This is a genomic window from Burkholderia anthinoferrum (genome assembly GCF_002925705.1).
Taxonomy (GTDB): Bacteria; Pseudomonadota; Gammaproteobacteria; order Burkholderiales; family Burkholderiaceae; genus Burkholderia; species Burkholderia semiarida.
In genome coordinates this window covers 243,590-268,896 of sequence record NZ_LFZP01000065.1, presented here as the reverse complement: position 1 = coordinate 268,896, position 25,307 = coordinate 243,590, and the positions used below count along the sequence as shown (strand labels likewise).

Below are 25,307 nucleotides of genomic sequence, written 5' to 3'. Positions count from 1 at the left end.
ACATCAACGATTCTCTTCCGCTTCGTGGAGCGCCGACGCAAGGATCATCGCGTCGGCATTGAGCGGCCTTGGGCGGCCACGGGGCTGATAGACGGCGTCACCGGGCAGGACCGGCCGGCCGCTGATCGCACACACCGCGCTGGTGCGAGCGCGAGTTGCATGCCACGCCTGATCGCCATACGAACAATGCGTCGAATCGTGCCATGCCATCGTTACCGCTGTCGCGCTCACGCGGTCGACGAACCTCACCGAGACAGTCCGCCGCTCCGCGGCGGTCGTCCGCAGGCGCAACCGACGTTCCGTCCGGTGTGCACACAACGACTCGCTCGAAGACGCGAACGATCGCGCATCGTCGCTTCGGCACAATTGGAGAAGCAGACCCAGCGTCTGCTTTCATGGATCCACCGCCATCACGTCAGTCGCGGAATTCATCGTTATCCTCGTTGCGTCGGTACGTTGACTTGTTTTTCTCCCGGCGCGCGCCGCACAAGGCGCGCGATTCGAGCAGCAGCAGCCGTGCACGCACGATGCGCCTACGCATCAGATATTCATGAGGCCGCGAGCCGTAGAACAAAAATGAAACTGTCACCGTTTGCGAGGTAAAGATGTCGCCTCGAGGCCCGGCGCCGGCGGTAAGCAGCCATCTTTGTAGCTCGCCAATGCGTCACCTCGCAACGCTCGTCTTCGTTCAGCACGAGTTCCGCCTTCGGTCGTCCCGTCGCCATGTTAACGTCCCACGTTCCGTTGACGTCAACATACTGCGTCAACATGGGCCAGTTACCGACGGAACGGGACGCTGGCATTTGACGACCGTGGCGCCGGCCCTTCCACCGCGTGCCACAGCGCAGAACGTATCGCAATCGCTTCAAGCCTCGCCCGTCGACGCGACCAACATGTCGATCAAGGTGCGGGACGCGGCCGACAGGCGGCGATGCGGTGCGTACACGACTGAAAACGGCCGTGTGCGCCCGCGCAGATGGGGCAATACCTCGACGAGATTTCCGGCCCGGATCCGATCCTGGACGATGAAGTCATAGGTCTGGCAGATACCGGCGCCACTCTGCGCCATCGACACGACACCGAGCACGTCGTCGGACACCGCGACATTCGAAGCCGGCAGCCAATCGATGTCGCGATCGCCGTCACGGAATACCCAGGGCGCGATACGGCCGCTGCTGGGCAGCATGAACGGCAAACAAAGATGGTGCTCCAGGTCGGCCACGTTTCCGGGCGTGCCGGCGTGGGCGACGTACTCGGGCGACGCGACAAGGCATAGCGCCGCATCCTCGAGCTTGCGCGCGACCAGACCGCTGTCCGGCAATTCGCCCAGACGGATCGCCAGGTCGAAACCTTCGGCCACGAGATCCACGTTCCGGTTCGCGATGTTCAACTCCACGCGAACGTGCGGGTGTTCCCGCGTGAAGCGTCGAAGCAGCGGCGGCAGACGATAGTGCCCGTACGTCGTCGGTACGCTCAGCCGGACATGGCCGGTCAACGTACCGCCGTGCCCCTGAATGGCCCGCTCGGCGTCATCGATCAGCAAAAACGCCGCGCGCGATTGCTCCAGATAGAGCCTGCCGTGCTCCGTCAGGCTCAACCGCCGCGTGGAACGACGCAGCAACTGCGTGCCCAGCCGGGCCTCCAGACGTGTGATGGCCCGGCTCAACACGGAAGGCGTGCTCCCCAATGCGACCGCACCGGCAGTCATCGAGCCTTTTTCGACCACCGTCACGAACGCTTCCACGTCACCGAGATGGTCGAATTTACGCGCCATCTTGTCCTCCAAAGAACAAAAGCTTTACTTTCGCGCCAGTTTATCTTCATCGATGAGCCAAATAAAGTGCGTGCGTCGTGACTGCATCGTCGAGTCACCCGTTGAAATCCAGGAGCACAGCATGAATGGCGAACATCGCGAGCGGCAGCATCTGCAGGTTCTATTCGTACTCACGAGCCACGCGAAGAAAGGCTCAACCGGCGAGCCGACCGGTTTCTATCTCGGCGAAGTGACTCATCCGCTGGCTGAACTGCACGCGGCCGGCATTCCCGTCGAATTCGCATCGATTCAGGGCGGCGAACCGCCGGTCGACGGGCTCGACCTGACCGATGAAATCAATGCGCGCTATTGGAACGACCGCGATTTCCGCGACGCGCTCCGCCACACGCAGCGGCTGGGCGACGTCGATGCGTCGAAGTATGCCGCTGTCTTCTTTGCCGGCGGCCACGGCGCGATGTGGGACTTTCCGGGCAATCCCGACGTGCAGAAAGTGACCCGCGACATTCATGACGTGGGTGGCGTGGTCGGCGCGGTGTGTCATGGGCCGGCCGCACTGGTCGACGTGAAGCTCGGCGACGGCACATATTTCGTCGCCGGCAAGAATCTGAGCGCCTTCACGGACGAGGAAGAACGGGCCGTCCAGCTCGATCGCGTTGTGCCGTTCCTGCTCGCGAGCACCTTGAAGCAGCGCGGCGCACTTCACCATCCCGTGCCGAACTGGACCGCCAAGGTCGTCGTCGACGGACGGCTGGTGACGGGCCAGAACCCGCAGTCGGCCGCCGGCGTGGGCGCCGCGATGCGTCATCTGTTGCTCGCCCGTTCACGACAAGCTTGAACCTTCCCGATGGAGAAAACGATGTATTCGATGCGCAAGCTCGCCGTTGCGGCAATGCTCGGCATTGCCGCGTACGGCGCTCATGCGGCCAACGTGCTCGTGGTGTTGTCGGATTCCGATCACCTCGACCTGAAGGATGACAAGGTCTTCGCGACGGGCTTCTACCTGAACGAGCTGATGCAGCCCGTGAAGGCGCTGCTCGATGCCGGCCATCAGGTGACCTTCGCCACGCCGGAGGGCAAGGCGCCGACGCTGGACGTCACGTCGGCCGACAAGATGTACTTCAACGGCGACGAGAACGCGATGCGCGACTATCGGGCCTTGCTGGACCGGCTACAAATCACGTCGCGCACGCATTCCCCGGTGATCAGCCTGTCGCGGGTGGAGCAGATCGGCTACGCGCACTTCGATGCCGTCTATGTTCCCGGCGGCCATGCGCCGATGCAGGACCTGTCGACCAGTGCCGCCGTGGGCAGATTGCTGGCCGACTTTCACGCGCGCGGCAAGACCACGGCGCTCGTTTGCCACGGCCCGATTGCGCTGCTGTCGACGCTGCCCGATGCGCCGGGCTTTGTACGAAAGCTCGCGGCGGGAAACGCGGGCGATGGCGACACGAAATGGATCTACGCCGGCTACCGGATGACGGTGATCAGCAACGCGGAAGAAGAGCAAGCCAAAGGGCTGCTCGGCGGCGGCGCGATGAAGTTCTATCCGCAGACTGCATTGCAGCGCGCGGGTGGAATCTACAGCAGCAACGCGGTGCCGTTTACCGCGCACATGGTCACCGACCGTGAATTGATCACCGGACAGAATCCGGCGTCGGCGCTGGACGTCGCCGGCGAAATGCTGAAGCGGCTCAAGTAGTCATGCCGTGCAATCGACCGGCAATGCCGGTTACTCGATGAGTAAAGGAGAAGCAAACCGTGGATCTGCAACTTGAAGGAAAAACTGCGATCGTCACCGGCGCCACTGCCGGCATCGGCATGGCGATCGCGCGAACGTTGGCCGCGGAAGGCGTCGCGGTCACGATCACGGGGCGGCAACGAGACAAGCTCGACGCAGCCGTCGCGGAGCTCTGCGCTGCCGCGCCGCGCGGCAGCGTACGCGGCGTCGTCGCCGACGTGAGCGGCGACCGAGGCGTCGCGGAGCTGATCGATGCACAGCCGGACACGGATATTCTCGTGAACAATCTCGGCTACTACGAAGCCAAGCCGTTCGCGGAGATCACCGATGACGACTGGCTGCGAATGATCGACGTCAACGTGATGTCGGGTGTCAGGCTGTCGCGTCATTACTTTCCGCGCATGCTCGCGAAGAACTGGGGGCGAGTGATTTTCATGTCCAGCGAAGTCGGCGCCTTCACGCCGCCGGACATGGTGCACTACGGTGTCAGCAAATCGGCTCAACTCGCGGTTTCGCGCGGAATGGCCGAACTGACGAAGGGAACCGGCGTGACCGTCAACAGCGTACTGCCATCCGCCACGCGATCCGAAGGCATCGTCGCATATCTTCGGCAAACCGCGCCACGGCCCGGTATGACCGATGCGGAAATCGAATCGCACTTCTTCGACACGTATCGTCCGAGCTCGCTGATTGCCCGCATGATCGAGGCCGACGAGATTGCCGCGATGGTGGCGTTGCTCGCCAGTCCTCTGGGTGCGGCATCCAATGGCGCCGCGGTGCGCGTCGAGGGCGGCACCTACCGGTCGATTCTCTGAGATGGCACGCGAAGTGCATCGACGCCAGGCGATACCATCGAAGAACAGGCCGATCGGATAAGCGATACGCGGTTTTGGGTTGCCGTCTTTTTCGATGGCGAGCGAAGTCGCCGTCGCAACCCACACCAGAGATCGTCGAAGCGGGTATCAGGTCGAATGGGCCTTGCGTTATGAGCACGACCGCGCGGGCGCTTGCGCCAGCCGCCTTCAAACGTATCCCCCGATCGCGGGGGACATCGTTTTGTTGGCGGCGTCAAGTTTCGCGACATCCTCCCCGCGCTATGCGAATCCGTACAGCTTCGGGGATTGGTGACGAATATCCGTTGCCGCCAGCCCGCGATCACGTCCAGCATGCTTGCATCGTCGGGCTTGTCCGTCTTCTGCGTGGGGTGCGGCCATTCGGTGCCCCAGAGCACGCGCTCCGGCGCCATGTCGATGCCGCCGGCAACGAACCGCCCGGCTCAGCCAATTTCCTTCAACGCCCGCAGCCCGTCCGGCAGCACCGCATCCGGAAACTGCGTCGACAGCGTCGCATCCCGCCACCGCGCCGCCTCTTCCGCGCGCTGCCGCTCCGCCTGCTCGCAGACGAACAGCGCATCGCCGCCGAGCAGCAAGCGCAGCGGCACGTCGTCGCGGCGCGACAGGTCGACGATCAGCGCCGCGATCCGGGCGGGATCGCCGATCTCGTGGCCGCCATACGCGCCGAGCAGGTCGAGGATCTTCCCGACCGACGGTTGATAGTCGGGCAGCAGATCGTCGATGTCGCGCTTCGCCTGCGCGGCCCAGTCGGTGCGCATGCCGCCCGGTTCGAGCGTGCACACGCGCACGCCGAATGGCGCGGCTTCCTTCGCGAGCACGTCGCTGAATCCGCCGACCGCCCACTTCGCGGCTTGATATGCGGACAGTCCGGGCGTCGCCGTACGCCCGCCGACCGACGACACCTGGAAGATGTGCCCCGCGCGCTGCGCGCGCATCGTCGGCAGCACCGCGCGCGTGAGGTTGACCACGCCGAACAGGTTCGTTTCGATCTGGTCGCGGAAGGCTTCGGCGCTCATCTGCTCGAACGGCGCCGTGTGGCCGTAGCCCGCGTTGTTCACCAGCACGTCGATACGGCCGAACGCCGCGCGCGCCGCCGCGACGGCTTGCGCGGCCGCCGCTTCGTCGGTGACGTCGAGTTCGACCGGCAGCAGCCGGTTGCCATACCGTTCGGCCAGATCGGCCAGTCGGGCGGGATCGCGCGCGCCGGCCACCAGCCGGTCCCCCGCTGCCAGCACCGCTTCCGAAATGGCGCGACCGAGGCCGCGTGCGGCCCCCGTTACTAACCAGACTTTCGACATTTTCCACTCCTTGATCGTGATGAAACCATCAAAATGAATGATTACTCACTCATTAATATGGGCGACGCGTCGATCGTTCATGACCTGCGCCGTCCTGCCTGCCCCACCCCGCCGTCGCCGCGGCACATGCCGCCACGACGCCATTCCTCGACTCACACCGCGTGCAACACCGCCCACAACGCGCGAAACCCGGCTTCCCGGTATGCATCGGCGCGCGCCGGATCGCGGGCGATCGACTCCATCGCGGTTTCCGCGATCGACGTAAACAACGCCGAGCAGAACGCATGCGCTTCGTCGCGGCTCAACGCGCCCGACGCGGCGACCTGTTCGCGCAGCAGCGCGCCGATCCCGCCGAAGCCTTCCGAGCCCGCGGCCCGATGCGCATCGTCGATGCGCCCGCTCACGCCCAACTGCCGCAACGCGCGCCGGCCGTCCGGATTCGCGACGCCCCACGACACATAGCCGTTCCACGCATGCCGCACCGCCTGCTCGGCCGGCGCATGATCGGGAAACCCGGTCATCATCGCTTCGCGCATGTCGGCCTTCAGGCTCACGTACAGCGCGTTCAACAACGCATCCTTGGTCTCGAAGTACGTGAACACCGTGCCTTCCGCCACGCCGGCAAGCCGTGCGATGCGCGCGGTGGTCGCGCTCGCGCCGTCCTCGGCGAGCGCGCGCGCGGCAGCCGCGAGGATGGCTTCGTGCTTGTCGGGACTGCGCGGTCGGGCCACGGTCGATTCCTTTAATGAGTGAGTGCTCAATCATAATCGACCCATCATCGGAAATGCAAGCCCCGTTACATCGCGCGAACGCAGACGCAAACCATCAAAACGGTGCACTATTAGCGTTTTGCCGTACCGGCGCCGGCCAACCGGCGCCCGATGCCCTCGACGTTCGTTTCACGTTCACCGTTTCAAACCGCGAACCTCCCATGACGAATCAGCCTTCCCAGACCGCGGCCGACCGGCCCGTCGACATGATCATTTTCGGCGGCGGCGGCGACCTGGCCGCCCGCAAGCTGTTGCCCGCGCTGTACATGGCGCACCTGCACTGCAATCTTCCGCCCGAGACGCGCATCATCGCCGTCGGCCGCCGCGACTGGGGCATCGACGGCTATCGCAAGTTCATGGACGAGCAGTCGCGCCCGTTCATCGACGCGAAGGCGTTCGACGCCGACGCGTGGGCCCGCTTCCTCGACCTGTTCAAGTACGTGCTGATCGACGTGAACACGCCGGACGACTACCAGCGGCTCGCCGAAGCGGCGCGCGGAGAGGCCGTGCGCGTGTTCTACCTGTCGACGTCACCGGAACTGTTCACGACGATCTGCGACAACCTGTCGGCCGCGCACCTCGTCGACGCGCATTCGCGCGTCGTCCTCGAAAAGCCGCTCGGCCACGATCTCGCTTCCGCGAAGGCGATCAACGACGCGGTCGGCAAGCACTTCGAGGAATCGCAGATCTACCGGATCGACCACTATCTCGGCAAGGAAACCGTGCAGAACCTGATGGTGCTGCGCTTCGGCAACCCGATCTTCGGGCCGCTGTGGCAGGCGCCGAACATCCGCAGCGTGCAGATCACGGTCGCGGAAACGGTCGGCGTCGGCAGCCGCGCGGGCTTCTACGACCATACCGGCGCGCTGCGCGACATGGTGCAGAACCACCTGCTGCAGCTGCTGTGCATCGTCGCGATGGAGCCGCCCGTGTCGCTCGACCCGGACGCGGTGCGCGACGAGAAGCTGAAGGTGCTGCGCTCGCTGCGACCGATGTCGCTGTCGGACGTCGCGCGCGACACGGTGCGCGGCCAGTACACGGCCGGCGCGGTCGACGGCCAGCCGGTCAAGGGCTATCTCGAGGAAGACAACGTGCCGGCGGACAGCCGCGCGGAAACCTTCGTCGCGCTGCGCGCGCACATCAACAACTGGCGCTGGGCGAACGTGCCGTTCTTCCTGCGCACCGGCAAGCGGTTGCAGCGCCGCCAGTCGGAAATCGTGATCGAGTTCGCGGACATGCCGTTCTCGATCATCCCGACCGGCCCGCGCAATTACGGCAACCGCCTCGTGATCCAGCTCCAGCCGGAAGAGTCGATCCAGTTGCAGATGCTCGCGAAGGAACCGGGCAGCGGCATGAACATGGTGCCGGTGAGCCTGAATCTCGACCTGCAGCAGGCGATTCCGGAACGGCGCGCGGAAGCGTACGAACGGCTGCTGATCGACGTGATCCGCGGCCGCCTCACGCACTTCATGCGCCGCGACGAGCTCGAAGCCGCGTGGTCGTGGGTCGAGCCGATCCTCGACGGCTGGAAGCAGCTCGGCGACCGGCCGCGCCTGTACACGGCCGGCACGTTCGGGCCCGCGGCCTCGTCGGCGCTGCTCGCGCGCGACGGGATGTCGTGGGCCGAAGAGGCGTAATCGTCGCACGACGGCGTGCCGACGCGCGGCACGCCGGCTCCCGAAGGGCAGCGCCGCCTGCCCTGCGTCGCTACTGCGGCTCCATCCACGCAGCCTTGCGCCGCGCCCGCCCGTCACCGCCGCTGCCGCCGCCCAGCACCTCGATCAGATAGTCGACGAACGACGCGATCCGCGACGAGATCGCGGTATTGCGGTAGTACACCGCGTGAATCGGCTGCTGAACGTCGAGCGTCTGGCGCGCGAGCACCTGCACCAGCCGCCCCGCATCGCGATCCTGCGCGGTCACGAAATCGGACAGGCAGACGACACCCGTGCCCTCCAGCGCAAGCTGCCGCAGCGTTTCGCCGCTCGACGAATACACGTCCGGCTCGATGCGGTACGCCTCGCCGTCCGTGCCGAGGATCGGCCATACGTTCAGCGATTCGGGCTGCGTGAAGCCGAGCAGCGTGTGCTTGTCGAGATCCTCGACCTTGCGCGGCTGGCCATGCGCTTCGATATATGCGGGGCTCGCGAGGATGCGTAGCCGGCTGTTGCCGATGCGCCGGCTGTGCAGCGTCGAATCCTTCAGCCGGCCGATCCGGACCGCGACGTCGGTGCGCCGCTCCAGCAGATCGGTGATGCCCTCGTTGCTGTTCAGTTCCAGTTCGACCTTCGGGAAGCGCTCGCGGTAGCCGCGCACGAGCGGCACGATCACGTGCAGCATGAACGGCGTCGCGGCGTCGACGCGCAGGCGCCCGGACGGCATCTCGCGCCGCGCGAGCATCTGCTCCTCCGCGTTCTCGACCGATTCGATGATCGCGCGCGCGTCCTGCAGGAACGCGCGCCCTTCCTCGGTCAGTTCGAGCCGGCGCGTGGTCCGGCGCAGCAGCGTGGTCTTGAGCTTTTCCTCGAGCCGCGCGAGCGTGCGGCTCGTCGCCGACACGGTGAGGTCGAGCTGCTGGGCGGCCGCCGTGATCGAACCGGTATCGACCACGGCGGTAAAGGCCTGGAGTTCGTCGAGGGTGGTCTTCATTGTTGAGTTGAAATCAAAACAATTTGGTTTATAGACGAGTTTTTCAGCAAAAGTAAAGCCGGCACACTGCGATCCATTCCTACTGAAACCCGGATCCCGTCATGCCACTCGCGTTGCTTGCGCTGACCATCAGCGCCTTTGCCATCGGCACCACCGAATTCGTGATCGTCGGGCTGATCCCGACGATCGGCGCCGACCTCGGCGTCAGCCTGCCGTCCGCCGGCCTGCTCGTCAGCCTGTACGCGCTGGCCGTCGCCATCGGCGCGCCGCTGCTCACCGCGCTCACCGGCCGCGTGCCGCGCAAGGCGCTGCTCGCCGGGCTGATGGCGCTCTTCACCGTCGGCAACCTCGTCGCATGGCAGGCGCCCGGCTACGAATCGCTGATCGTCGCACGCGTGCTCACCGGCCTCGCGCACGGCGTGTTCTTCTCGGTCGGCTCGATCATCGCGACCACGCTCGTGCCGAAGGAGAAGGCCGCGAGCGCGATCGCGACGATGTTCAGCGGCATGACCGTCGCGTTCGTCGCCGGCATTCCGCTCGGCACCTTCATCGGCCAGCACTTCGGCTGGCGCGCGACGTTCCTGATCGTCGCGCTGTTCGGCCTCGTCGCATTCGTCGGCGCAGTCGCCTTCGTGCCGCGCGCGCTGCCGCAGACGCCGCCGGCCCCCCTCGCCCGCCAGTTGCGCGTGCTGGCCCAGCCGCGCCTGCTGCTCGTCTATGCGATGACGGCGGTCGGTTACGGCGGCTCGCTGATCGCATTCACCTATATGGCGCCGCTGCTCGAACAGATCGCCGGCTTCACGCCGTCGCAGGTCAGCCTCGTGCTGGTCGGCTACGGCGTATCGGTCGCGGTCGGCAACGTGTGGGGCGGCAAGCTCGCGGACGCCGTCGGCCCCGTGAAGGCGCTCAAGCGGATCTTCCTGCTGCTCGCGATCGTGCTGCTCGCGCTGACCTTCACGATCCACGTGAAATGGCTCGCGGTGCTGACGATGCTCGCGTGGGGCGCCGTGGCGTTCGGCAACGTGCCGGGGCTGCAGGTGTACGTCGTCAAGCAGGCGCGCCACTTCGCGCCGGACGCCGCCGACGTCGCATCGGGTTTCAACATCGCCGCCTTCAACCTCGGCGTGGCCGGCGGCTCGTCGCTCGGCGGCCTGATCGTCGCGAACGTCGGCCTCGGCCACACCCCGTGGATCGCCGCCGTCGTCACGCTCGGCGCGTTTGCACTCACCGCGTTGAGCGGCCGTCTCGACCGCCGCCACGGGCTGCCGGAACGCACGGCCGAACCCGTCGAACTCGCGCACTGAACGTCACCTTTTCACAGGAGCCACCAGCATGAACGCATCGACCCAACGTCCGCCGTTCGCCGGCAAGACATTCGAAGTCCGCTACGACGGCCTCACCGCGCTCAACGCGTACGACGAGGACGGCCTTCATATGCGCTACGAGATCACCGAAGGCCCGTATGCGGGCGCGAAAGGTGAAGTCGAATACACGTGGCAGCGCGTGGCCGGCGAGACCTACGCGATCTCGTGGCAGGAAGCCGATCGCGCCACCGTCGTGCATGTCGACGACTTCGCCGCCGGCACGTCGCGCTCGTTCTTCACCGCGGCGTCGCTCGACTTCTACCGGCTCGACGGCAGCCTGCGCGCGGTCTGAACGGAGCAACCCGATCATGTCCCCCTCTCTCGACAAGCTCGCCGCCGGCGGCTTCAGCATCGGCGTCGAACTGCCGCTCGACAACGACTGGACCGCGTCCGGCAACGCGAAACGCCGGCATGACGGCCGCCACCCCGGCGTGCCCGACCTGGAAATCCACGCGGAGCTCGCGCAACTGGCCGACACGCTCGGCTTTCGCGCGCTCTGGGTGCGCGACGTGCCGCTGTACGACCCGTCGTTCGGCGACGCCGCGCAGGTGTTCGAAACGTTCTCGTATCTCGGCTACCTCGCCGGCATCACGCGCGACATCCTGCTCGGCACGGCCGCCGTCGTGCTGCCGCTGCGCGAACGGCTGCTGACGCTGAAATCGGCCGCGACGATCCAGGAACTGAGCCGCGGGCGCCTGCTGCTCGGCGTCGCGAGCGGCGACCGGCCGGTCGAATATCCGCTGTTCGGCCGCGACTTCGCGTCGCGCGGGGCGAACTTCCGCGACCAGATCGCGTTGCTGCGCGACGGCGCACGCGGGCATCTGCCGCCCGGCCTGGAAGTGCTGCCCGCCGCGCGCTCGCCGGTGCCGCTTCTCGTCGCCGGCCTCGCTCAGCAGACGCCCGCGTGGATCGGCGAGCACATGGACGGCTGCCTCGCGTATCCGGGCACGCCGGCCGACCACGCGCAGCGCGCCGCGAACTGGCGTGCGGTGGCCGGCGACAAGCCGTACGTGAGCTTCATCCACCTCGACCTCGCGGAAGATCCGTACGAACCGCTGCAGCGGCACCGCTTCGGCGCGCGCGCGGGACGCATCGCGCTGACGGAAGAACTCGCGGCGATGCGCGACGCGGGCGTGCGGCACATCGGCCTGCATTTCCGCCGCAACCAGCGGCCGCTCGACGAGACGATGGCCGAGATCGCATCGGACGTGCTGCCCGCGTTCCATTCGATCACGGATCCGCAGGCGCGCGTCGCATAAGGCCGCCACGGCCCGCACGCGCCCGCGACACGCCCGATATTTGATTTGAAGTCAAATATTTTTGACATCTAAAGGCGTTTATTTCATCAGTCTCAAGCGCCAGAATGATTCGCATACCGCAACCGTTCCCCTCTTCCAGGAGCACACGATGAGCAAGATTCCGGCCTTCGGCCTCGGTACGTTCCGCCTGCAAGGCCAGGTCGTCGTCGACTCGGTCCGCAACGGCCTCGAAGTCGGCTACCGCGCGATCGACACCGCGCAGATCTACGGCAACGAAGCCGAAGTCGGCGAAGCGATCGCCGCGTCGGGCGTGCGCCGTGACGACCTGTTCCTCACGACGAAGATCTGGGTCGACAACTACGCGCCGGACAAGCTGGCGGCCAGCCTCGAGGAAAGCCTGCGCAAGCTGCGCACCGACTATGTCGACCTGACGCTGATCCACTGGCCGGCCCCCGGCAACGGCGTGTCGATCGACGCGTTCATGACCGCGCTGGCGGACGCGAAGGCGAAGGGCCTCACGCGCCAGATCGGCATCTCGAACTTCAACATCGCGCTGACGAAGGAAGCGATCGCGGCCGTCGGCAAGGACGCGATCGCGACGAACCAGATCGAACTGAGCCCGTACCTGCAGAACCGCAAGCTGGTCGAGTTCCTGAACGCCGAAGGCATTCACGTGACGTCGTACATGACGCTCGCGTACGGCAAGGTGCTCGGCGATCCGGTGATCGGCGCGATCGCGCAGCGTCACGACGCGACGCCGGCGCAAGTCGCGCTCGCATGGGCGCTGCAGCTCGGCTACTCGGTGATTCCGTCGTCCACCAAGCGCGAGAACCTCGCGAGCAACCTGCTCGCGCAGACGCTGCGCCTGACCGACGAAGACATGGCGCAGATCGCCGCGCTCGAGCGCAACGGCCGCGAAGTCGACCCGGCCGGCCTCGCGCCGCAGTGGGACTGAGCGCGCCGCACCTTCATCCGACATGACCCGTCCGCAGCCCGCCGGCCGCGGCACCGACAGGAATTCACCATGACCCAGGACCCGCTTTTCCAACCGCTGCGACTCGGCGCACTGACGCTGCCGAACCGCATCGTGATGCCGCCGATGACGCGTTCGCGCGCGAGCCAGCCCGGCGACGAAGCCAACGAACTGATGGCCGCGTACTACGCGCAGCGCGCGAGTGCGGGCCTGATCGTCAGCGAAGGCACCTATATCGCGCCGCTCGGCAAGGGCTACGCGTGGACGCCCGGCATTCACACGCCGTCGCAGGTCGCCGGCTGGCGCAAGGTGACGGACGCCGTCCATGCCGCGCACGGCCGCATCTTCGCGCAGCTGTGGCACGTCGGCCGGCTGAGCCACACGAGCCTGCTCGGCGGCGCGCAACCCGTGTCGTCGTCCCCGCTCCAGGCGAAGGGCGTGAACGTGTTCATCGCCGGCGAGGACGGCAGCACGCCCGGCTTCGTGCAGGCCTCCGAGCCGCGCGCGCTGTCGGTCGACGAGATCCGCGAGATCGTCGGTCAATATCGCACCGCCGCCCGCCACGCGCTCGAAGCCGGCTTCGACGGCGTCGAGCTGCACGGCGCGAACGGCTACCTCGTGAACCAGTTCATCGACTCGAACGCGAACACGCGCACCGACCAGTACGGCGGCTCGCTCGAGAACCGGCTGCGCTTCCTGCGCGAAGTCACGCAGGCGCTGATCGAAGGGACCGGCGACGCGTCGCGCGTCGGCATCCGCCTCGCGCCGCTGACCACGCTGAACGGCTGCGTCGACGACGACCCGGAAACGACCTACCTCGCCGCCGCGAAGCTGCTCGGCGAACTCGGCGTCGGCTACCTGCACATCGCGGAAGCCGACTGGGACGACGCGCCGCTGATGCCGGTCGCCTTCAAGCAGCAATTGCGCGCCGCGTTCCCGGGCGTGCTGATCTATGCCGGCGCGTACACCGCCGAGCGCGCACGCGAAGCGATCGCCGCCGGCTGGGCCGACCTCGTCGCATTCGGCCGCCCGTTCGTCGCGAACCCCGACCTGCCCGAACGGCTGCGCACCGGCGCCGCGCTCGCGCCGCACGATCGCAACACGCTGTTCGGCGGCGGCGCCCACGGCCTGACCGACTACCCGACGCTCGCGCAAGCCGCGGCGTAACGCGCGACAGGAGCCCCGAATGAAAGCAACGCTCGCCCGGCTCGCGCTCGCCGCGATCCTGCCGTTCGCGGCCGCGCACGCTGCCCACGCCGCCACGTCGGCCGACTGGTATCCGTCCGTCTATGGCGCCGATGACGAAATCGGCGCGGCCAACCTGCTGACGCCCGACGTCGTCAAGCACGCGGTCGGCCTCGTGAAGGCCGGCAAGACCTATCCGCTGGCCGTGCCGGTGGACAAGCACCTGCCGGCGTTCCGCCATCGCAGCTTCCGGCTGTACAACGTGCAGGTCGGCCAGCAGGCCGGCAAGAGCCTCGGCCCGAACAAGTTCACGTTCAACGACGAACTCGTCAACGCGTGGACCGGCGTCGGCACGCAGCTCAACGGCATCGGCCACATCGGCATCGACAACGTGTACTACAACGGCAACCGCGCGGCCGATTTCGTGACCGTCGACGGCGTGAAGAAGCTCGGCGTCGAGAAGGTGCCGCCGATCGTCACGCGCGGCGTCGTGCTCGACATGACCGCCCGCTACGGCAAGCCGATCGTGCCGGGCGGCACCGAATTCACCGTCGCCGACATCCAGGCCGTGCTGAAGCAGCAGGGGCTGACGCTGCGCAAGGGCGACGTCGTGCTGTTCAACACCGGCTGGCTCGAGCTGATCGGCAAGGACGACAAGCAGTTCCTCGACGTCGAGCCCGGCATCGGCATGGAAGCGGCGAAGTGGCTGGCCGATCAGGGAATCGTCGCGTTCGGCGGCGACACGTGGGCGTCGGAGGTCTATCCGAATCCGCACACGCGGGACGAATTCCCGGTCAACCAGTACATGCTCGCGAAGCGCGGCATCTACAACCTGGAGTTGATCGACAGCCGCGCGCTGGTGCGCGACAAGGCATGGGAATTCCTGTTCGTGCTCGGCCAGCCGCTGTACGTCGGCTCCACGCAGGTCAACATCAACCCGGTCGCGATCCGCTGATCGCGGGTCCGCTCCTTCGGCAATCGCGGCGACTATCGCCGCGATTGTCATTTCCGCATTGCAGCCTGTGCGATCGGCGTCTAACGTTGACGGGATCGACGTCGTACGACCGTCACCCGACCTGAAAGGACGCCCCGTCATGCCAAGCCGATCCCCGACACGCGACATGCTGCTGGCCCTTGCGGCCGGTCTTTCCCTGGCGGCTTTTACCGCGCCCGCACACGCCGACGAGGCTGCCGGCCTCGCGCCGCCGGCGCCGGCCACGCCGGTGCTGGCGACCACCGCGACCGGCGTGCAGATCTATTCGTGCGAATACGATGCCGACCACCGGCTCGCGTGGGCCTTCAAGCGCCCGGAGGCGACGTTGTTCGATGAAAACGGCACGCTCGTCGTGCGACACGGCGCGGGGCCGTCGTGGGAAGCGCTCGACGGCAGCCGTATTACCGGCAAGAAGCTCGCCGAAATGCCGAGCGCAAGCGCGGCCAGCGTTCCGCAACTGCTGCTCGCGGCGACGCCGGCCGCAACCGGCACGCTCGCCGGCGTGCGCTTCGTGCAGCGGCTCGACACGGCGGGCGGCACGCCGCCGGCCGCGACGTGCACGACCGAGCATGCGGTCGGCCGCTTCCCGTACTTCGCGCGCTACGTGTTCCTGAAGTGACGCACACGGCGGCGCAAGCGACGGGCATCATCCCGTCGCCTTTCGCCGCGCCTCCATTAATCAGGCCTCCTATATTTGATACGGGGAAGCGTGAAATCGTCGACACCCTCGTTCCGCCCGGTCAGCGTGTCCGCATCGACAATTCGACGTCGCCGCCGAACGGCACCGACAGATAGCCGTTTTCCGGCGCGCGCACGTAGGCAAGATAGTCGGGGCTGTATTCCGCGTTGTCGGCCACGACGAATGCCCCCGCCCTGAGCCGCGGCTCGACCCGCGCGAGAATCTCCGGATACAGCGCCTTCGCCCCGTCGAGCAACAACAGGTCGACCGAATCCGGCAGACCGGCGGCCAGCGTGTGGAGCGCATCGCCTTTGCGAATCTCCACGAGATCGGCCAGTCCGGCTGCCGCCAGGTTGGCCTGCGCGCGTACGACCTTCGACGGCTCGAATTCGCTCGTGATCAGCCGCCCACCGCCGTTGTCGCGCAGCGCGGCCGCCAGATGCAGCGTCGAAATGCCGAACGACGTGCCGAATTCGACGATTGCCTTGGCATTGCCGCTGCGCGCGAGCATGTACAGCAACATGCCCGTCTCGCGCGACACGGGAAGCGGGTAATCCTTCAGGCGCGCATACAGATCGGCGTAGTCGGTCTTGCTGCGCATCAGCCGCGCTTGCTCGTCGCGCGACACGTCGGCAAACGCCGGGCTCGTCGCGGGCGACGACGCGTCGGCTTCGTCGAACAGGCGCGCCAGCAACGAAGCCAGCGGGTCGAGCATCAGGGTGGTCATGCGAATCTCCGGTATCGGGTTGAGTGCGTCGTTGCACCCGACTAGAATATGACGAACCATTCAGGTTTTACTATTCGCATTGGCAAACCGCTCATGACCGACCGCCGAAACGCCCCGATCGCCACGCGCAAGCTGCCTCGGCAGGCGCGCTCGACCCGTCTCGTCGAGGACGTCCTGCAGGCGGCTATTCAGGTTTTGGCGAGCGAGGGCGCGCAGCGCTTCACGATGGCGCGCGTCGCGGAGCGGGCCGGCGTGAGCGTCGGCTCGCTGTACCAGTACTTCCCGAACAAGGCGTCCGTGCTGTTCCGGCTCCAGCACGACGAGTGGCGGCAAACGCACGACATGCTGTGCGGGATCCTGCAGGACACTCGGAAGACGCCGCCCGAGCGCGTGCGCGCCGCCGTCCACGCGTTCATCCGTTCGGAATGCGACGAGGCGCCGATGCGGATCGCCCTCGACGACGCCGCCCCGCTCTATCGCGACGCCCCCGAGGCGCAGGAAGTGAAGGCCGAGGGCAACCGGGTGTTCACCGCGTTCATGCGCGAAGCGCTGCCCGACGTGCCCGACGCCACGCATGCGCTCGCGTGCGAACTGATCCTGACGACGCTCACGACGGGCGGCAAGGCGTTCTCCGAAACCGCGCGCACCTCGGCAGAAATCGATGCGTACTCGGACGGGATGGCCGACATGTTCTGCGCGTATCTCGCCCATCTCGCGCGCAGTTGAGGCCGCGCCGGGACGGAGACCGCGCATGCGCGCTGGCCTTCCGGGCCGCCCTGAAAGTCATTCGTAATACCCAACGCCCCGCCCGCCGCCGCCGCATTCAAATAGTCGCCTTAACGGATTCGAACTAGGCGTATACACGCGTGTCGGCGCGGCGGAGCCCCGTCGCACGCCGATATAAGCGCTGCGACATGCGCTGCATGCTCGTCCCCCGATGGGACGTGATGGGCGGCTCGCCTAACCTTCGCTACGGCAAGGCACACGCGACGGGGTCGACCACGGCACGCGTCGTCCGACGCGACACCCTCGCGATCGTTTCGATTCGAGCGTAACGACACGCATCGCGCGTCGTTCGTCCCCACGACGTTGCCGAACAATCCCAACCAGATACGAGACACCCTGACGACGGTTCGCAACGGGCCGTTTCAGCATGCTGATAAAGGAGCAAGCTCATGAGTGATACCCCGGTGCAGCCGACGGTCGGCGTCGGCGCGGAAGAAACTGACTTCGGCGCCCAGGGAGTCATCGACCGCTATTTCGGCATTTCGTCGCGCGGCAGCACGCAGCGCCGCGAGATCATTGCCGGCGTGACCACCTTCCTCGCGATGGTCTATTCCGTGTTCGTCGTGCCCGGCATGTTCGGCAAGGCCGGTTTCGACACGAGCGCCGTGTTCGTCGCGGTGTGCGTCACCACCGCGTTCGGCTCGCTGCTGATGGGCCTGTGGGCGAAGCTGCCGATCGCGATCGGCTGCGCGATCTCGCTGACCGCGTTCACCGCGTTCGGCCTCGTGCTCGGCAAGGGGCTGCCTCCGACGGTCGCGCTCGGCGCCGTGTTTCTGATGGGCCTCGTGTTCACCGGCATCTCGATCACCGGCGTGCGTTCGTGGATCCTGCGCAACCTGCCCGCGGGCGTCGCGCACGGCACGGGCATCGGCATCGGCCTGTTCCTGCTGCTGATCGCGTCGAACGACGTCGGCCTCGTGATCAGGAACCCGGGCGCCGGCCTGCCGGTCTCGCTCGGCCAGATCACCGCGTTCCCGGTCATCATGTCGGTCATCGGCCTCGCCGCGATCTTCGGCCTCGAAAAGCGCCGCGTGCCGGGCGGCATCCTGCTCGTCGTGATCGCGATCTCGGTGTTCGGCCTGATCTTCGATCCGGGCGTGAAGTACCGCGGCATCTTCGCGCTGCCGTCGCTGAGCGCGCCGGGCCACGCATCGCTGATCGGCGCGATGGACATCAAGGGCGCGCTGTCGATGGCCGTGCTGCCGAGCGTGCTCGCGCTGGTGATGACCGCGGTGTTCGACGCGACCGGCACGATCCGCGCGGTCGCGGGCCAGGCCGGCCAGCTCGACGAGAACGGCCGCATCATCAACGGGGGCCGTGCGCTGACCGCCGATTCGGTCAGCTCGATCTTCTCCGGCTTCCTCGGCGGCGCGCCGGCGGCCGCCTACATCGAGTCCAGCGTCGGCGTGGCCGCCGGCGCGAAGACGGGGCTCGCGGCCGCCGTGGTCGGCCTGCTGTTCCTCGTCGTGATGTTCTTCTCGCCGCTCGCGGGCCTCGTGCCGTCGTATGCGACGGCGCCCGCGCTGATGTACGTCGGCCTGCTGATGCTCGGCAGCGTGAGCAAGCTGCACATGGACGACATGGTCGACGCGATGTCGGGCCTCGTGTGCGCGGTGTTCATCGTGCTGACCGCGAACATCGTGACGGGCATCATGCTCGGCTTCTCGACGCTCGTGATCGGCCGCCTCGCCAGCGGCGAATTCCGCAAGCTCAACGTCGGCACCGTGCTGATCGCGGCCGTGCTCGTCACGTTCTATCTTGGCGGCTGGGCCATCTGAGCGCACGCCATGCACGACGTCGCCGGCACGAAGGCGGCGCGCATCGGGACGAGATCGTCTCCTCCACCATCGTCGTCGATGGTCTGCCGGCCTGGGAACGCGAGTTTCCAGGCCTTTTTTGCCGGTGCGGCGCGGCATGACGCGCTTCCCGAAAACGGCGCGACACCCGCCCCGTCAGAACGGCTTGAGCACGGCCAGCCCGACGACGAGCGCCATCGCGACGATCACCGCGCCCGCCGTCCGCCCGAGCCACGGCGCCGGCACGGCGACGAGATCGTCGCGCTCCATGCGCCGCAGCGTGCCGGCCAGGATTCCGTGCAGCACCGACAGCGCGACGACGAGCGCGAGCTTCGCCGACAGCCACGCGGCGCCGAACCAGTGACCGCTCAACGCGAGCGCGATGCCGGCGATCCAGACGATCGCGAGCGCGGGCGCCGTCACCGTGCGATCCCAGCGCCGCACCGCGCGATGCACGGCGAGGTTCGCGATACGGACCGCGACGGACGACAGCAGCAGCCCGCCGACGAACGTGACGACGGCGACCAGATGCACGGCCTTCAGCACCAGGTAAATCATCGCGCGTGCCGCCTGCGCGCGATCCAGCCGGCGCTCGCCAGCCCCGCGAACGGCACCACGGCCGACAACACGAGCCGCGCGACCTCGCCCTTGCTCCACAACCCGCTCGACGCGGTGCCGACCACCGCCCACACGTACATCGCGAACGCGATGCCGTGAACCGGGCCCATGATCGATACCGCGACCGGATACCCGGCCAGGTGCTTGAGCGGCACGGCCACGCACACCAGCACGACGAGCGTGGCCGCTTCCAGCAGCGACAGGTATTGCAGGTTCCGCAACGCGTTGCGATCGTCTTGTTTCATCGGCAGGCCTCCAGGTGGTCCGCCGCGATTGTCGCGTGTGGTGCCGGGTCGAGCCATTGGCTAGAATGACATCTTTCAACGGATTCTGGCCACGGCCGCGAACGCCATGCATACGGTCGCCGTTCTTGCCTTGCCCGATGTCGTCCCGTTCGATCTCGGCGTCGCCTGCGACACGTTCGCGCGCGTGCGGGCGCCGAACGTCGCGCAGGCGTACCGTGTACGCGTATGCAGCGAGCAGCCGCGCGTCGGCGGCGACCTGTTCGAGCTGCGCCCGCCGTTTCGCCTCGATGCGCTGGCCGACGCCGACACGATCATGGTCCCCGGCACGTCGGTGCCGCTCGCGCCCACGTCGCGCCGCGTGCTCGATGCGCTGCGCGCGGCGGCCGCGCGCGGGCGCCGGATCGCGTCGATCTGCAGCGGCGCGTTCGTGCTCGCGGAGGCCGGGCTGCTCGACGGCCTGCGCGCGACGACGCACTGGCTCGCGGCCGCCGAACTCGCGCGCCGCTACCCGAACGTCGACGTCGATGCGAACGTGCTGTTCGTCGACAACGGCCGGATCCTGACCTCGGCCGGCGCGGCGGCCGGTCTCGATCTGTGCCTGCACATGATCCAGGCCGACTATGGCGCGGCCGTCGCCGTCGACGCGGCCCGCAGCGCGGTGGCGCCGCGCGTGCGCGAAGGCGGGCAGGCGCAGTTCATCGCGCCCGAATGGCCGGCCGGCGGCGACGGGCTGCACGACCTGATGGACTGGCTGCACGCGAACCTGCGCCAGCCGCTGACGCTCGACGCGATCGCGCGCAAGGCGTCGACCAGCGTGCGCACGCTGACGCGGCGCTTCCAGGAGCAGACGGGCACGTCGCCCGGGCAATGGCTGCAGACCGCGCGCGTCAGGCATGCGCAGCAGTTGCTGGAGGTGACCGAACTGTCGATCGAACATGTGGCGACGGAAGCCGGGTTCGGTTCGGTCACCGCGTTTCGCGAGCGCTTCTCACGTATCGTCGGCACGTCGCCGCAGCGCTATCGGCAGGCGTTCCGCGCACGCGCCGACGCGTGACGTGCATCCGGATCGCCGCCTGAATCCGAACCCGCCGCCCCCTTTCGCGCCAACCGGACCCGACCGATGACCCGCATCCGCAATCCCTTGAACATCGCGCAGCTCCAGGCGTTCGTCTCCGCCGCGCACCTGAAGAGCCTGCGCGCCGCCGCGCGCGAGCTCGGCGTCACGCAGCCGGCGATCACGCACACGATCCGCGAGCTCGAAACGGCGCTCAACGCGGAATTGCTCGCGCGCAGCGTGCGCGGCGTCGAGCTGACCGCGTGCGGCGAGGCGCTGCTGCCGCGCGCCGAGCAGTTGCTCGGCGACGTCCGCCGCACGGTCGAGGCCGTCGAGCAGGTAAAAGGCGAGATGTCGGGCCGCGTCGCGGTCGGCACGATGCCGTCGATCGCGCTGACGGCGTTGCCGCACGCGGTGACGGCGTTCCGCGAGTCGATGCCGAACGTCAGCCTGCATCTGGAGGAAGTGACGGTGCCCGATGCGCTCGCGCAGTTGCGCAACGGCACGCTCGACATCGCTGCAATGCACCATGTGCCCGCGCTCGACCGCGATTTCACGCAATTGCCGCTGCTGTCGACCGAATTCACGATCGTGATGCGCGACGGCCACCCGCTCGCGCAGGCGCGCCGGTTAGAGGAATTGCTCGACGCGGAGTGGATCGTCACCGTCGGCGCCGAGCAGTTCCCGCACAGCGTGATGGTCGGGATGTTCGAGGCGCACGGGCTGCCGCTGCCCAAACGCCTGCTGCGCTCGCCGATGTCGTTCGCGGTGACGCTCGGGCTCGTCGCGCGCTCGGACGTGATCGGCTGCTTCACGCGCCCGCTCGCCGCGATGGTCGCGCCGCTCGGCATCCGCACGGCCGAACTCGACGAAAGCATGCCGCGCTTCGACCTGTCGATCATCGCGCGGCGCGACCTGCTGCCCACGCCCGCCGTGTCGCACTTCGTCACGTGCCTGCAGCGCGCGGTCAACGAAACGCTCGGCTGAATCGTTCCTGTGTGTGAAACGGCGGTGCGTCCGACGCGCCGCCGCCGGGCCCGGTATCGGGGCTTGTCCTAGGCGCCCCGCCGGTATTTTGTCTTGATAATCTTGCGCACGTCGCGCGCCCCCATCGGGCGGGCGAAACGGACTGTCCGACGCGAAGCCGCGGCGGGCCGAAGGCTTACGGCGCGGCACAACCGCGCACCCATCGAACAAAACGAGGAGTCACCGAGTGAAAAAGATTCTTGCGGCTGTGACCGTGGCCCTGCTCGCCGTATCAGCCGGCAGTGCATACGCGAAGGACTGGTCGACCGTGCGGTTCGGCGTCGACGCAAGCTACCCGCCTTTCGAATCGAAAGGCGCCGACGGCAAGGTGGTCGGCTTCGACGTGGATCTCGGCAACGAGATCTGCCGCCGCATCAACGCGAAGTGCGTGTGGATCGAGAACGACTTCGACGGGATGATCCCGGCGCTGAAGGCCCGCAAGTTCGACGGCGTGCTGTCGTCGATGTCGATGACGCCGGCGCGCGCCGAACAGATCGCGTTCTCGTCGAAGCTGTTCAACACGCCGACGCGCCTCGTCACGAAGAAGGGCGCGAACCTGCAGCCGACGGCCGAATCGCTGAAGGGCAAGTCGGTCGGCGTCGAGCAGGGCACGATCCAGGAAACCTATGCGAAGACGTACTGGGCGTCGAAGGGCGTGAACGTCGTGCCTTACCAGAACCAGGACCAGGTCTACGCCGACCTGATCTCCGGCCGTCTGGACGGCGCGCTGCAGGACGCGGTGCAAGCCGAGATCGGCTTCCTGAAGACGCCGCGCGGCGCGAACTTCGACTTCGCCGGCAAGGATCTCGACGATCCGAAGACGCTCGGCAACGGCGCCGGCATTGGCCTGCGCAAGGAAGACACCGACCTGAAGGCGAAGATCGACGGCGCGATCGCCGGCATGCGCAAGGACGGCACGTACGACAAGATCGCGAAGAAGTACTTCGATTTCGACGTCTACGGCAAGTAATCCGGCCGACCGACGCGCGATTCGGCGCGACACCGACGGGCTCCGCAAGGAGCCCGTTTTTTTTGGGCACGGCGCGGACGACGTTATTTTTTCCGCGCCAACCCGATGATTCTCAACGGGAAACCGGATGTTCCGGCGCCGGTTTGGTGGGGGCGAGGAAGGCAACGTACAATCGATCTTCCACGCACACGGATCATTCGCGGCTGCGCCGCACTCCCCTCATCATGCAAACGCAGACCCATCCGCTGATTTCCCCCGCCGTCGGCACCGAACGCCAGATCACCAGCTTCCACTACGGCCCGCGCGGCGGCAAGAAGGTCTACATCCAGTCGTCGCTGCACGCGGACGAGCTGCCCGGCATGCTGGTCGCCACGCTGCTGCGCCGCAAGATCGCCGCGCTCGAGACGGCCGGCAAGCTGCGCGGCGAAATCGTCATCGTGCCCGTGCCCAATCCGATCGGCCTGTCGCAACACGTGTTCGGCGATCATCTCGGCCGCTTCGAGCTCGGCTCGATGCAGAACTTCAACCGCAATTTCTACGATCTCGCGGCGCTCGTGCTGCCGCGCGTGGAAGACCGCCTCACGAACGACGCGCAGCGCAATCTCGCCGTCGTGCGCACCGCGATGCGCGAAGCGCTCGACGAGCAGAAGCCGCGCACCGAACTCGACTCGCAGCGCCTCGCGCTGCAGAAGCTGTCGTTCGACGCCGATATCGTGCTCGACCTGCACTGCGACAGCGATGCGGTGATGCACCTCTACACGAATCCCGATCTCTGGCCGGACGTCGAGCCGCTGGCGCGCTATCTCGATGCCAAGGCGTCGCTGCTCGCGCTAAATTCGGTCGGCAACCCGTTCGACGAAATCCACAGCTTCTGCTGGTCGGATCTGCGCAACCGCTTCGGCGACCGCTTCCCGATCCCGAACGGCGCGATTTCCGTCACGGTGGAACTGCGCAGCGAACGCGACGTGTCGTACGAGTTCGCCGAAAAGGATGCCCAGGCGATCGTCGAATACCTGACCGAGCGCGGCGTCGTCGAAGGCACGCCGGCACCGCTGCCGCCGCTCGCGCATCCGGCCACGCCGCTCGCGGGCACCGATCCGCTCGTCGCGCCCGTGTCGGGCGTGATCGTGTTCCGTACGCCGGTCGGCGTGATGATCGAGGCCGGCCAGGCCGTGGCCGACATCGTCGATCCGCTGACCGATCGCGTCGTCACGCTGAAGAGCAGCGTGTCGGGCGTGCTGTACGCGCGCCAGGTCGTGCGCTTCGCGACGGCCGGCATGGAAGTCGCGCGCATCGCCGGCGCGACCGCGATCCGCACCGGCTCGCTGCTGTCGGCCTGAGCCGAGTGTCCGGCCCGCCCGCCGGGCCGGGCAGGGCCGCGGCGCGCATGCGCACCATCCGCATCCACCAATGAAATCGCCCGCTTGCGCGGGCGATTGGCTTTCCGGAGCGCGCGTCGGCGGCCGATACCGCGCCGCCGGCCGCCATACGCGAAGGCCGCTCAGAACGCCGGCACGATCGCGCCGCCGAACTTCTGGTCGATGAACTTGCGCACGTCGTTCGATTCATAGGCCGCGACGAGCTTCTTCACCCACGGCTTGTCCTTGTCCTGCGCGCGCACCGCGATCAGGTTCGCGTACGGCCCGCGCAGATCCTCGATCGCGATCGCGTCCTTCACCGGCGTGAGCCCCGCCTTCACCGCGTAGTCGGTGTTGATCGACGCGGCGTCGAGATCGGGCAGCGCGCGCGGCAGTTGCGCGGCGTCGAGTTCGACGATCCTGATCTTCTTCGGATTCTCCGCGACGTCGAGCGGCGTCGCGTTCACGCCGTTCGTGCCGGCGCCGGCCTTCAGCTTGATCACGCCGTACTTCTGCAACAGCAACAGCGCGCGGTTGCCGTTCGACGGATCGTTCTGGATTCCGACCTTCGCGCCGACCGGCAGATCCTTCAGCGACTTGAGCTTCTTCGAATAGAAGCCCATCGGCGCGGTGTAGGTCAGCCCGACGTTGACGATCTTGTAGCCGCGCTGCTTGATCTGGCTGTCGAGGAACGGCTGGTGCTGGAAGCCGTTCGCATCGAGATCGCCGGCATCGAGCGCCGCGTTCGGCTGCACGTAGTCGTTGAATTCGATCACCTTGATCGCAAGGCCTTCGCGCGCGGCGACCTTCGTCACCTCGGTCCAGATTTGCGCGTCGGGGCCGCTCATTGTGCCGATCTTCAGCGTTTGCGGGTCGGCGTGCGCGCCGGGCGCGGCGAATGCCAGCGCGGCGGCGAGTGCGCCGAGGCCGGTCAGGATCGAACGTCGCATGGGTGTCCTCTTTGTCCCGTGTCGTGTGTTGGAGGACGGATCGTGGCACGGGGCGCGAACGCCGCAAACCAAGCTTATTTCATGTGCATATTCCGGATCGGGATCGAACGACAGGCGAATTCGGTATAACCCGGGATGTACAACCCGGGCAGAATTCCGTGTCGCATCGGCACCACACATTCGTCATATGACAGTCGCTGTCATATTCATTACGTGGCCCGCCGATAAAGTTGCGCCGGT

The 25,307-nt window shown here is 67.0% G+C and carries 26 protein-coding genes and 1 pseudogene; 17 read left to right on the top strand and 10 right to left on the bottom strand.

The features are described 5' to 3' along the window. Positions 1 to 3 precede the first annotated feature (3 nt). Together C5F75_RS32630 and C5F75_RS32625 are read right to left on the bottom strand one after the other, a co-directional pair. Positions 4 to 291 carry a DUF3331 domain-containing protein gene (locus C5F75_RS32630; RefSeq protein ID WP_316252122.1) on the bottom strand — a complete coding sequence of 96 codons (288 nt, stop codon included), beginning with the start codon at positions 289 to 291 and terminating at the stop codon, positions 4 to 6. Positions 292 to 865: 574 nt separating this feature from the next. Beyond that, positions 866 to 1,774, bottom strand: coding sequence for a LysR family transcriptional regulator (locus C5F75_RS32625; RefSeq protein WP_059582208.1), 909 nt, complete (start codon positions 1,772 to 1,774; stop codon positions 866 to 868). A gap of 121 nt (positions 1,775 to 1,895) precedes the next feature. Between C5F75_RS32625 and C5F75_RS32620 the strand changes: the two genes are divergently transcribed. From C5F75_RS32620 to C5F75_RS32610, 3 genes are read left to right on the top strand one after another with little or no spacing between them, the layout of a single operon-like run. After that, positions 1,896 to 2,609, top strand: a complete 714-nt coding sequence (locus C5F75_RS32620; RefSeq protein ID WP_104013320.1) for a type 1 glutamine amidotransferase domain-containing protein — start codon at positions 1,896 to 1,898, stop codon at positions 2,607 to 2,609. A gap of 21 nt (positions 2,610 to 2,630) precedes the next feature. Beyond that, positions 2,631 to 3,473: a type 1 glutamine amidotransferase domain-containing protein gene (locus C5F75_RS32615; RefSeq protein ID WP_059641700.1), complete on the top strand. Its 843-nt coding sequence runs from the start codon at positions 2,631 to 2,633 to the stop codon at positions 3,471 to 3,473. A 59-nt stretch (positions 3,474 to 3,532) separates the two neighbouring features. Beyond that, on the top strand, positions 3,533 to 4,327 hold the full coding sequence (locus C5F75_RS32610; RefSeq protein WP_104013319.1) for an SDR family NAD(P)-dependent oxidoreductase: 795 nt from the start codon (positions 3,533 to 3,535) through the stop codon (positions 4,325 to 4,327). 279 nt (positions 4,328 to 4,606) lie between these two features. Here C5F75_RS32610 and C5F75_RS37450 read toward each other — a convergent pair. The 3 genes and pseudogenes from C5F75_RS37450 to C5F75_RS32595 all read right to left on the bottom strand — a co-directional run. After that, positions 4,607 to 4,764 (bottom strand): annotated as a pseudogene (locus tag C5F75_RS37450) (amidohydrolase family protein); the annotation flags it as partial. Between the two features lie 24 nt (positions 4,765 to 4,788). After that, positions 4,789 to 5,664, bottom strand: coding sequence for an SDR family NAD(P)-dependent oxidoreductase (locus C5F75_RS32600; protein ID WP_059581993.1), 876 nt, complete (start codon positions 5,662 to 5,664; stop codon positions 4,789 to 4,791). 152 nt (positions 5,665 to 5,816) lie between these two features. Then, a complete protein-coding gene (locus C5F75_RS32595) occupies positions 5,817 to 6,395 on the bottom strand; it encodes a TetR/AcrR family transcriptional regulator (RefSeq protein ID WP_059641525.1) in 579 nt (192 codons plus the stop codon). A gap of 200 nt (positions 6,396 to 6,595) precedes the next feature. Here C5F75_RS32595 and zwf point away from each other — a divergent pair, with 200 nt between their 5' ends. After that, positions 6,596 to 8,071: a glucose-6-phosphate dehydrogenase gene (gene zwf / locus C5F75_RS32590; RefSeq protein ID WP_099318016.1), complete on the top strand. Its 1,476-nt coding sequence runs from the start codon at positions 6,596 to 6,598 to the stop codon at positions 8,069 to 8,071. A 70-nt stretch (positions 8,072 to 8,141) separates the two neighbouring features. Here zwf and C5F75_RS32585 read toward each other — a convergent pair whose 3' ends face one another. Further along, a complete protein-coding gene (locus C5F75_RS32585) occupies positions 8,142 to 9,083 on the bottom strand; it encodes a LysR family transcriptional regulator (protein WP_059581985.1) in 942 nt (313 codons plus the stop codon). A 101-nt stretch (positions 9,084 to 9,184) separates the two neighbouring features. Here C5F75_RS32585 and C5F75_RS32580 point away from each other — a divergent pair, with 101 nt between their 5' ends. The 7 genes from C5F75_RS32580 (at position 9,185) to C5F75_RS32550 (ending at position 15,477) form a co-directional block, all read left to right on the top strand. After that, entirely contained in the window at positions 9,185 to 10,387 is a 1,203-nt protein-coding gene (locus C5F75_RS32580) for an MFS transporter (protein WP_059581982.1), read from the top strand. Positions 10,388 to 10,415: 28 nt separating this feature from the next. Beyond that, on the top strand, positions 10,416 to 10,739 hold the full coding sequence (locus C5F75_RS32575) for a MoaF-related domain-containing protein (protein WP_059641514.1): 324 nt from the start codon (positions 10,416 to 10,418) through the stop codon (positions 10,737 to 10,739). Positions 10,740 to 10,755: 16 nt separating this feature from the next. Continuing rightward, positions 10,756 to 11,706 (top strand): LLM class oxidoreductase, encoded by a 951-nt coding sequence (locus tag C5F75_RS32570; RefSeq protein ID WP_104013318.1) that lies wholly within the window; start codon positions 10,756 to 10,758, stop codon positions 11,704 to 11,706. Between the two features lie 148 nt (positions 11,707 to 11,854). Next, positions 11,855 to 12,661: a 2,5-didehydrogluconate reductase DkgB gene (gene dkgB, locus C5F75_RS32565; RefSeq protein ID WP_059581975.1), complete on the top strand. Its 807-nt coding sequence runs from the start codon at positions 11,855 to 11,857 to the stop codon at positions 12,659 to 12,661. Between the two features lie 69 nt (positions 12,662 to 12,730). Beyond that, a complete protein-coding gene (locus C5F75_RS32560) occupies positions 12,731 to 13,846 on the top strand; it encodes an alkene reductase (RefSeq protein ID WP_099318018.1) in 1,116 nt (371 codons plus the stop codon). Positions 13,847 to 13,865: 19 nt separating this feature from the next. After that, entirely contained in the window at positions 13,866 to 14,819 is a 954-nt protein-coding gene (locus C5F75_RS32555) for a cyclase family protein (protein ID WP_059581970.1), read from the top strand. Positions 14,820 to 14,958: 139 nt separating this feature from the next. Further along, entirely contained in the window at positions 14,959 to 15,477 is a 519-nt protein-coding gene (locus C5F75_RS32550; RefSeq protein WP_059581967.1) for a DUF3455 domain-containing protein, read from the top strand. 121 nt (positions 15,478 to 15,598) lie between these two features. Here C5F75_RS32550 and C5F75_RS32545 read toward each other — a convergent pair whose 3' ends face one another. Continuing rightward, positions 15,599 to 16,264 (bottom strand): O-methyltransferase, encoded by a 666-nt coding sequence (locus tag C5F75_RS32545; RefSeq protein WP_059581966.1) that lies wholly within the window; start codon positions 16,262 to 16,264, stop codon positions 15,599 to 15,601. A gap of 48 nt (positions 16,265 to 16,312) precedes the next feature. On the opposite strand from C5F75_RS32545, the gene C5F75_RS32540 reads away from it, so the two are divergent. Together C5F75_RS32540 and C5F75_RS32535 are read left to right on the top strand one after the other, a co-directional pair. After that, on the top strand, positions 16,313 to 16,990 hold the full coding sequence (locus C5F75_RS32540; protein ID WP_059581963.1) for a TetR family transcriptional regulator: 678 nt from the start codon (positions 16,313 to 16,315) through the stop codon (positions 16,988 to 16,990). Between the two features lie 449 nt (positions 16,991 to 17,439). Then, a complete protein-coding gene (locus C5F75_RS32535) occupies positions 17,440 to 18,828 on the top strand; it encodes an NCS2 family permease (RefSeq protein ID WP_059581961.1) in 1,389 nt (462 codons plus the stop codon). A gap of 174 nt (positions 18,829 to 19,002) precedes the next feature. Here the strand turns inward: C5F75_RS32535 and C5F75_RS32530 are convergent, their stop codons facing one another. Further along, positions 19,003 to 19,404 carry a CopD family protein gene (locus tag C5F75_RS32530; RefSeq protein WP_059581958.1) on the bottom strand — a complete coding sequence of 134 codons (402 nt, stop codon included), beginning with the start codon at positions 19,402 to 19,404 and terminating at the stop codon, positions 19,003 to 19,005. Beyond that, complete coding sequence (locus C5F75_RS32525; RefSeq protein WP_060011258.1) at positions 19,401 to 19,709, bottom strand: DUF3817 domain-containing protein; 309 nt, start codon at positions 19,707 to 19,709, stop codon at positions 19,401 to 19,403. Before C5F75_RS32525 ends, C5F75_RS32530 begins: the two co-directional genes overlap by 4 nt. Before the next feature lie 106 nt (positions 19,710 to 19,815). Here C5F75_RS32525 and C5F75_RS32520 point away from each other — a divergent pair, with 106 nt between their 5' ends. From C5F75_RS32520 to C5F75_RS32500, 4 genes are all read left to right on the top strand, one after another. Continuing rightward, positions 19,816 to 20,763, top strand: a complete 948-nt coding sequence (locus C5F75_RS32520; RefSeq protein WP_059641494.1) for a GlxA family transcriptional regulator — start codon at positions 19,816 to 19,818, stop codon at positions 20,761 to 20,763. A gap of 66 nt (positions 20,764 to 20,829) precedes the next feature. Then, complete coding sequence (locus C5F75_RS32515; RefSeq protein ID WP_059581952.1) at positions 20,830 to 21,750, top strand: LysR family transcriptional regulator; 921 nt, start codon at positions 20,830 to 20,832, stop codon at positions 21,748 to 21,750. A gap of 226 nt (positions 21,751 to 21,976) precedes the next feature. Continuing rightward, positions 21,977 to 22,759, top strand: coding sequence for an ABC transporter substrate-binding protein (locus C5F75_RS32510; RefSeq protein ID WP_059581949.1), 783 nt, complete (start codon positions 21,977 to 21,979; stop codon positions 22,757 to 22,759). A 224-nt stretch (positions 22,760 to 22,983) separates the two neighbouring features. Beyond that, positions 22,984 to 24,099 (top strand): succinylglutamate desuccinylase/aspartoacylase family protein, encoded by a 1,116-nt coding sequence (locus tag C5F75_RS32500; protein ID WP_059581947.1) that lies wholly within the window; start codon positions 22,984 to 22,986, stop codon positions 24,097 to 24,099. Positions 24,100 to 24,260: 161 nt separating this feature from the next. On the opposite strand, the gene C5F75_RS32495 is transcribed toward C5F75_RS32500, so the two are convergent. Next, on the bottom strand, positions 24,261 to 25,067 hold the full coding sequence (locus C5F75_RS32495; protein ID WP_059581944.1) for a MetQ/NlpA family ABC transporter substrate-binding protein: 807 nt from the start codon (positions 25,065 to 25,067) through the stop codon (positions 24,261 to 24,263). Positions 25,068 to 25,307: the final 240 nt, after the last annotated feature.

Bases quoted from the DNA above. Each gene is read 5' to 3' on its own strand.
- C5F75_RS32625 (WP_059582208.1), bottom strand. From the start codon at position 1,774: ATGGCGCGTAAATTCGACCATCTCGGTGACGTGGAAGCGTTCGTGACG.
- C5F75_RS32620 (WP_104013320.1), top strand. From the start codon at position 1,896: ATGAATGGCGAACATCGCGAGCGGCAGCATCTGCAGGTTCTATTCGTA.
- C5F75_RS32615 (WP_059641700.1), top strand. From the start codon at position 2,631: ATGTATTCGATGCGCAAGCTCGCCGTTGCGGCAATGCTCGGCATTGCC.
- C5F75_RS32600 (WP_059581993.1), bottom strand. From the start codon at position 5,664: ATGTCGAAAGTCTGGTTAGTAACGGGGGCCGCACGCGGCCTCGGTCGC.
- zwf (WP_099318016.1), top strand. From the start codon at position 6,596: ATGACGAATCAGCCTTCCCAGACCGCGGCCGACCGGCCCGTCGACATG.
- C5F75_RS32585 (WP_059581985.1), bottom strand. From the start codon at position 9,083: ATGAAGACCACCCTCGACGAACTCCAGGCCTTTACCGCCGTGGTCGAT.
- C5F75_RS32580 (WP_059581982.1), top strand. From the start codon at position 9,185: ATGCCACTCGCGTTGCTTGCGCTGACCATCAGCGCCTTTGCCATCGGC.
- C5F75_RS32575 (WP_059641514.1), top strand. From the start codon at position 10,416: ATGAACGCATCGACCCAACGTCCGCCGTTCGCCGGCAAGACATTCGAA.
- C5F75_RS32570 (WP_104013318.1), top strand. From the start codon at position 10,756: ATGTCCCCCTCTCTCGACAAGCTCGCCGCCGGCGGCTTCAGCATCGGC.
- dkgB (WP_059581975.1), top strand. From the start codon at position 11,855: ATGAGCAAGATTCCGGCCTTCGGCCTCGGTACGTTCCGCCTGCAAGGC.
- C5F75_RS32560 (WP_099318018.1), top strand. From the start codon at position 12,731: ATGACCCAGGACCCGCTTTTCCAACCGCTGCGACTCGGCGCACTGACG.
- C5F75_RS32555 (WP_059581970.1), top strand. From the start codon at position 13,866: ATGAAAGCAACGCTCGCCCGGCTCGCGCTCGCCGCGATCCTGCCGTTC.
- C5F75_RS32550 (WP_059581967.1), top strand. From the start codon at position 14,959: ATGCCAAGCCGATCCCCGACACGCGACATGCTGCTGGCCCTTGCGGCC.
- C5F75_RS32545 (WP_059581966.1), bottom strand. From the start codon at position 16,264: ATGACCACCCTGATGCTCGACCCGCTGGCTTCGTTGCTGGCGCGCCTG.
- C5F75_RS32540 (WP_059581963.1), top strand. From the start codon at position 16,313: ATGACGAACCATTCAGGTTTTACTATTCGCATTGGCAAACCGCTCATG.
- C5F75_RS32535 (WP_059581961.1), top strand. From the start codon at position 17,440: ATGAGTGATACCCCGGTGCAGCCGACGGTCGGCGTCGGCGCGGAAGAA.
- C5F75_RS32530 (WP_059581958.1), bottom strand. From the start codon at position 19,404: ATGATTTACCTGGTGCTGAAGGCCGTGCATCTGGTCGCCGTCGTCACG.
- C5F75_RS32525 (WP_060011258.1), bottom strand. From the start codon at position 19,709: ATGAAACAAGACGATCGCAACGCGTTGCGGAACCTGCAATACCTGTCG.
- C5F75_RS32520 (WP_059641494.1), top strand. From the start codon at position 19,816: ATGCATACGGTCGCCGTTCTTGCCTTGCCCGATGTCGTCCCGTTCGAT.
- C5F75_RS32515 (WP_059581952.1), top strand. From the start codon at position 20,830: ATGACCCGCATCCGCAATCCCTTGAACATCGCGCAGCTCCAGGCGTTC.
- C5F75_RS32500 (WP_059581947.1), top strand. From the start codon at position 22,984: ATGCAAACGCAGACCCATCCGCTGATTTCCCCCGCCGTCGGCACCGAA.
- C5F75_RS32495 (WP_059581944.1), bottom strand. From the start codon at position 25,067: ATGCGACGTTCGATCCTGACCGGCCTCGGCGCACTCGCCGCCGCGCTG.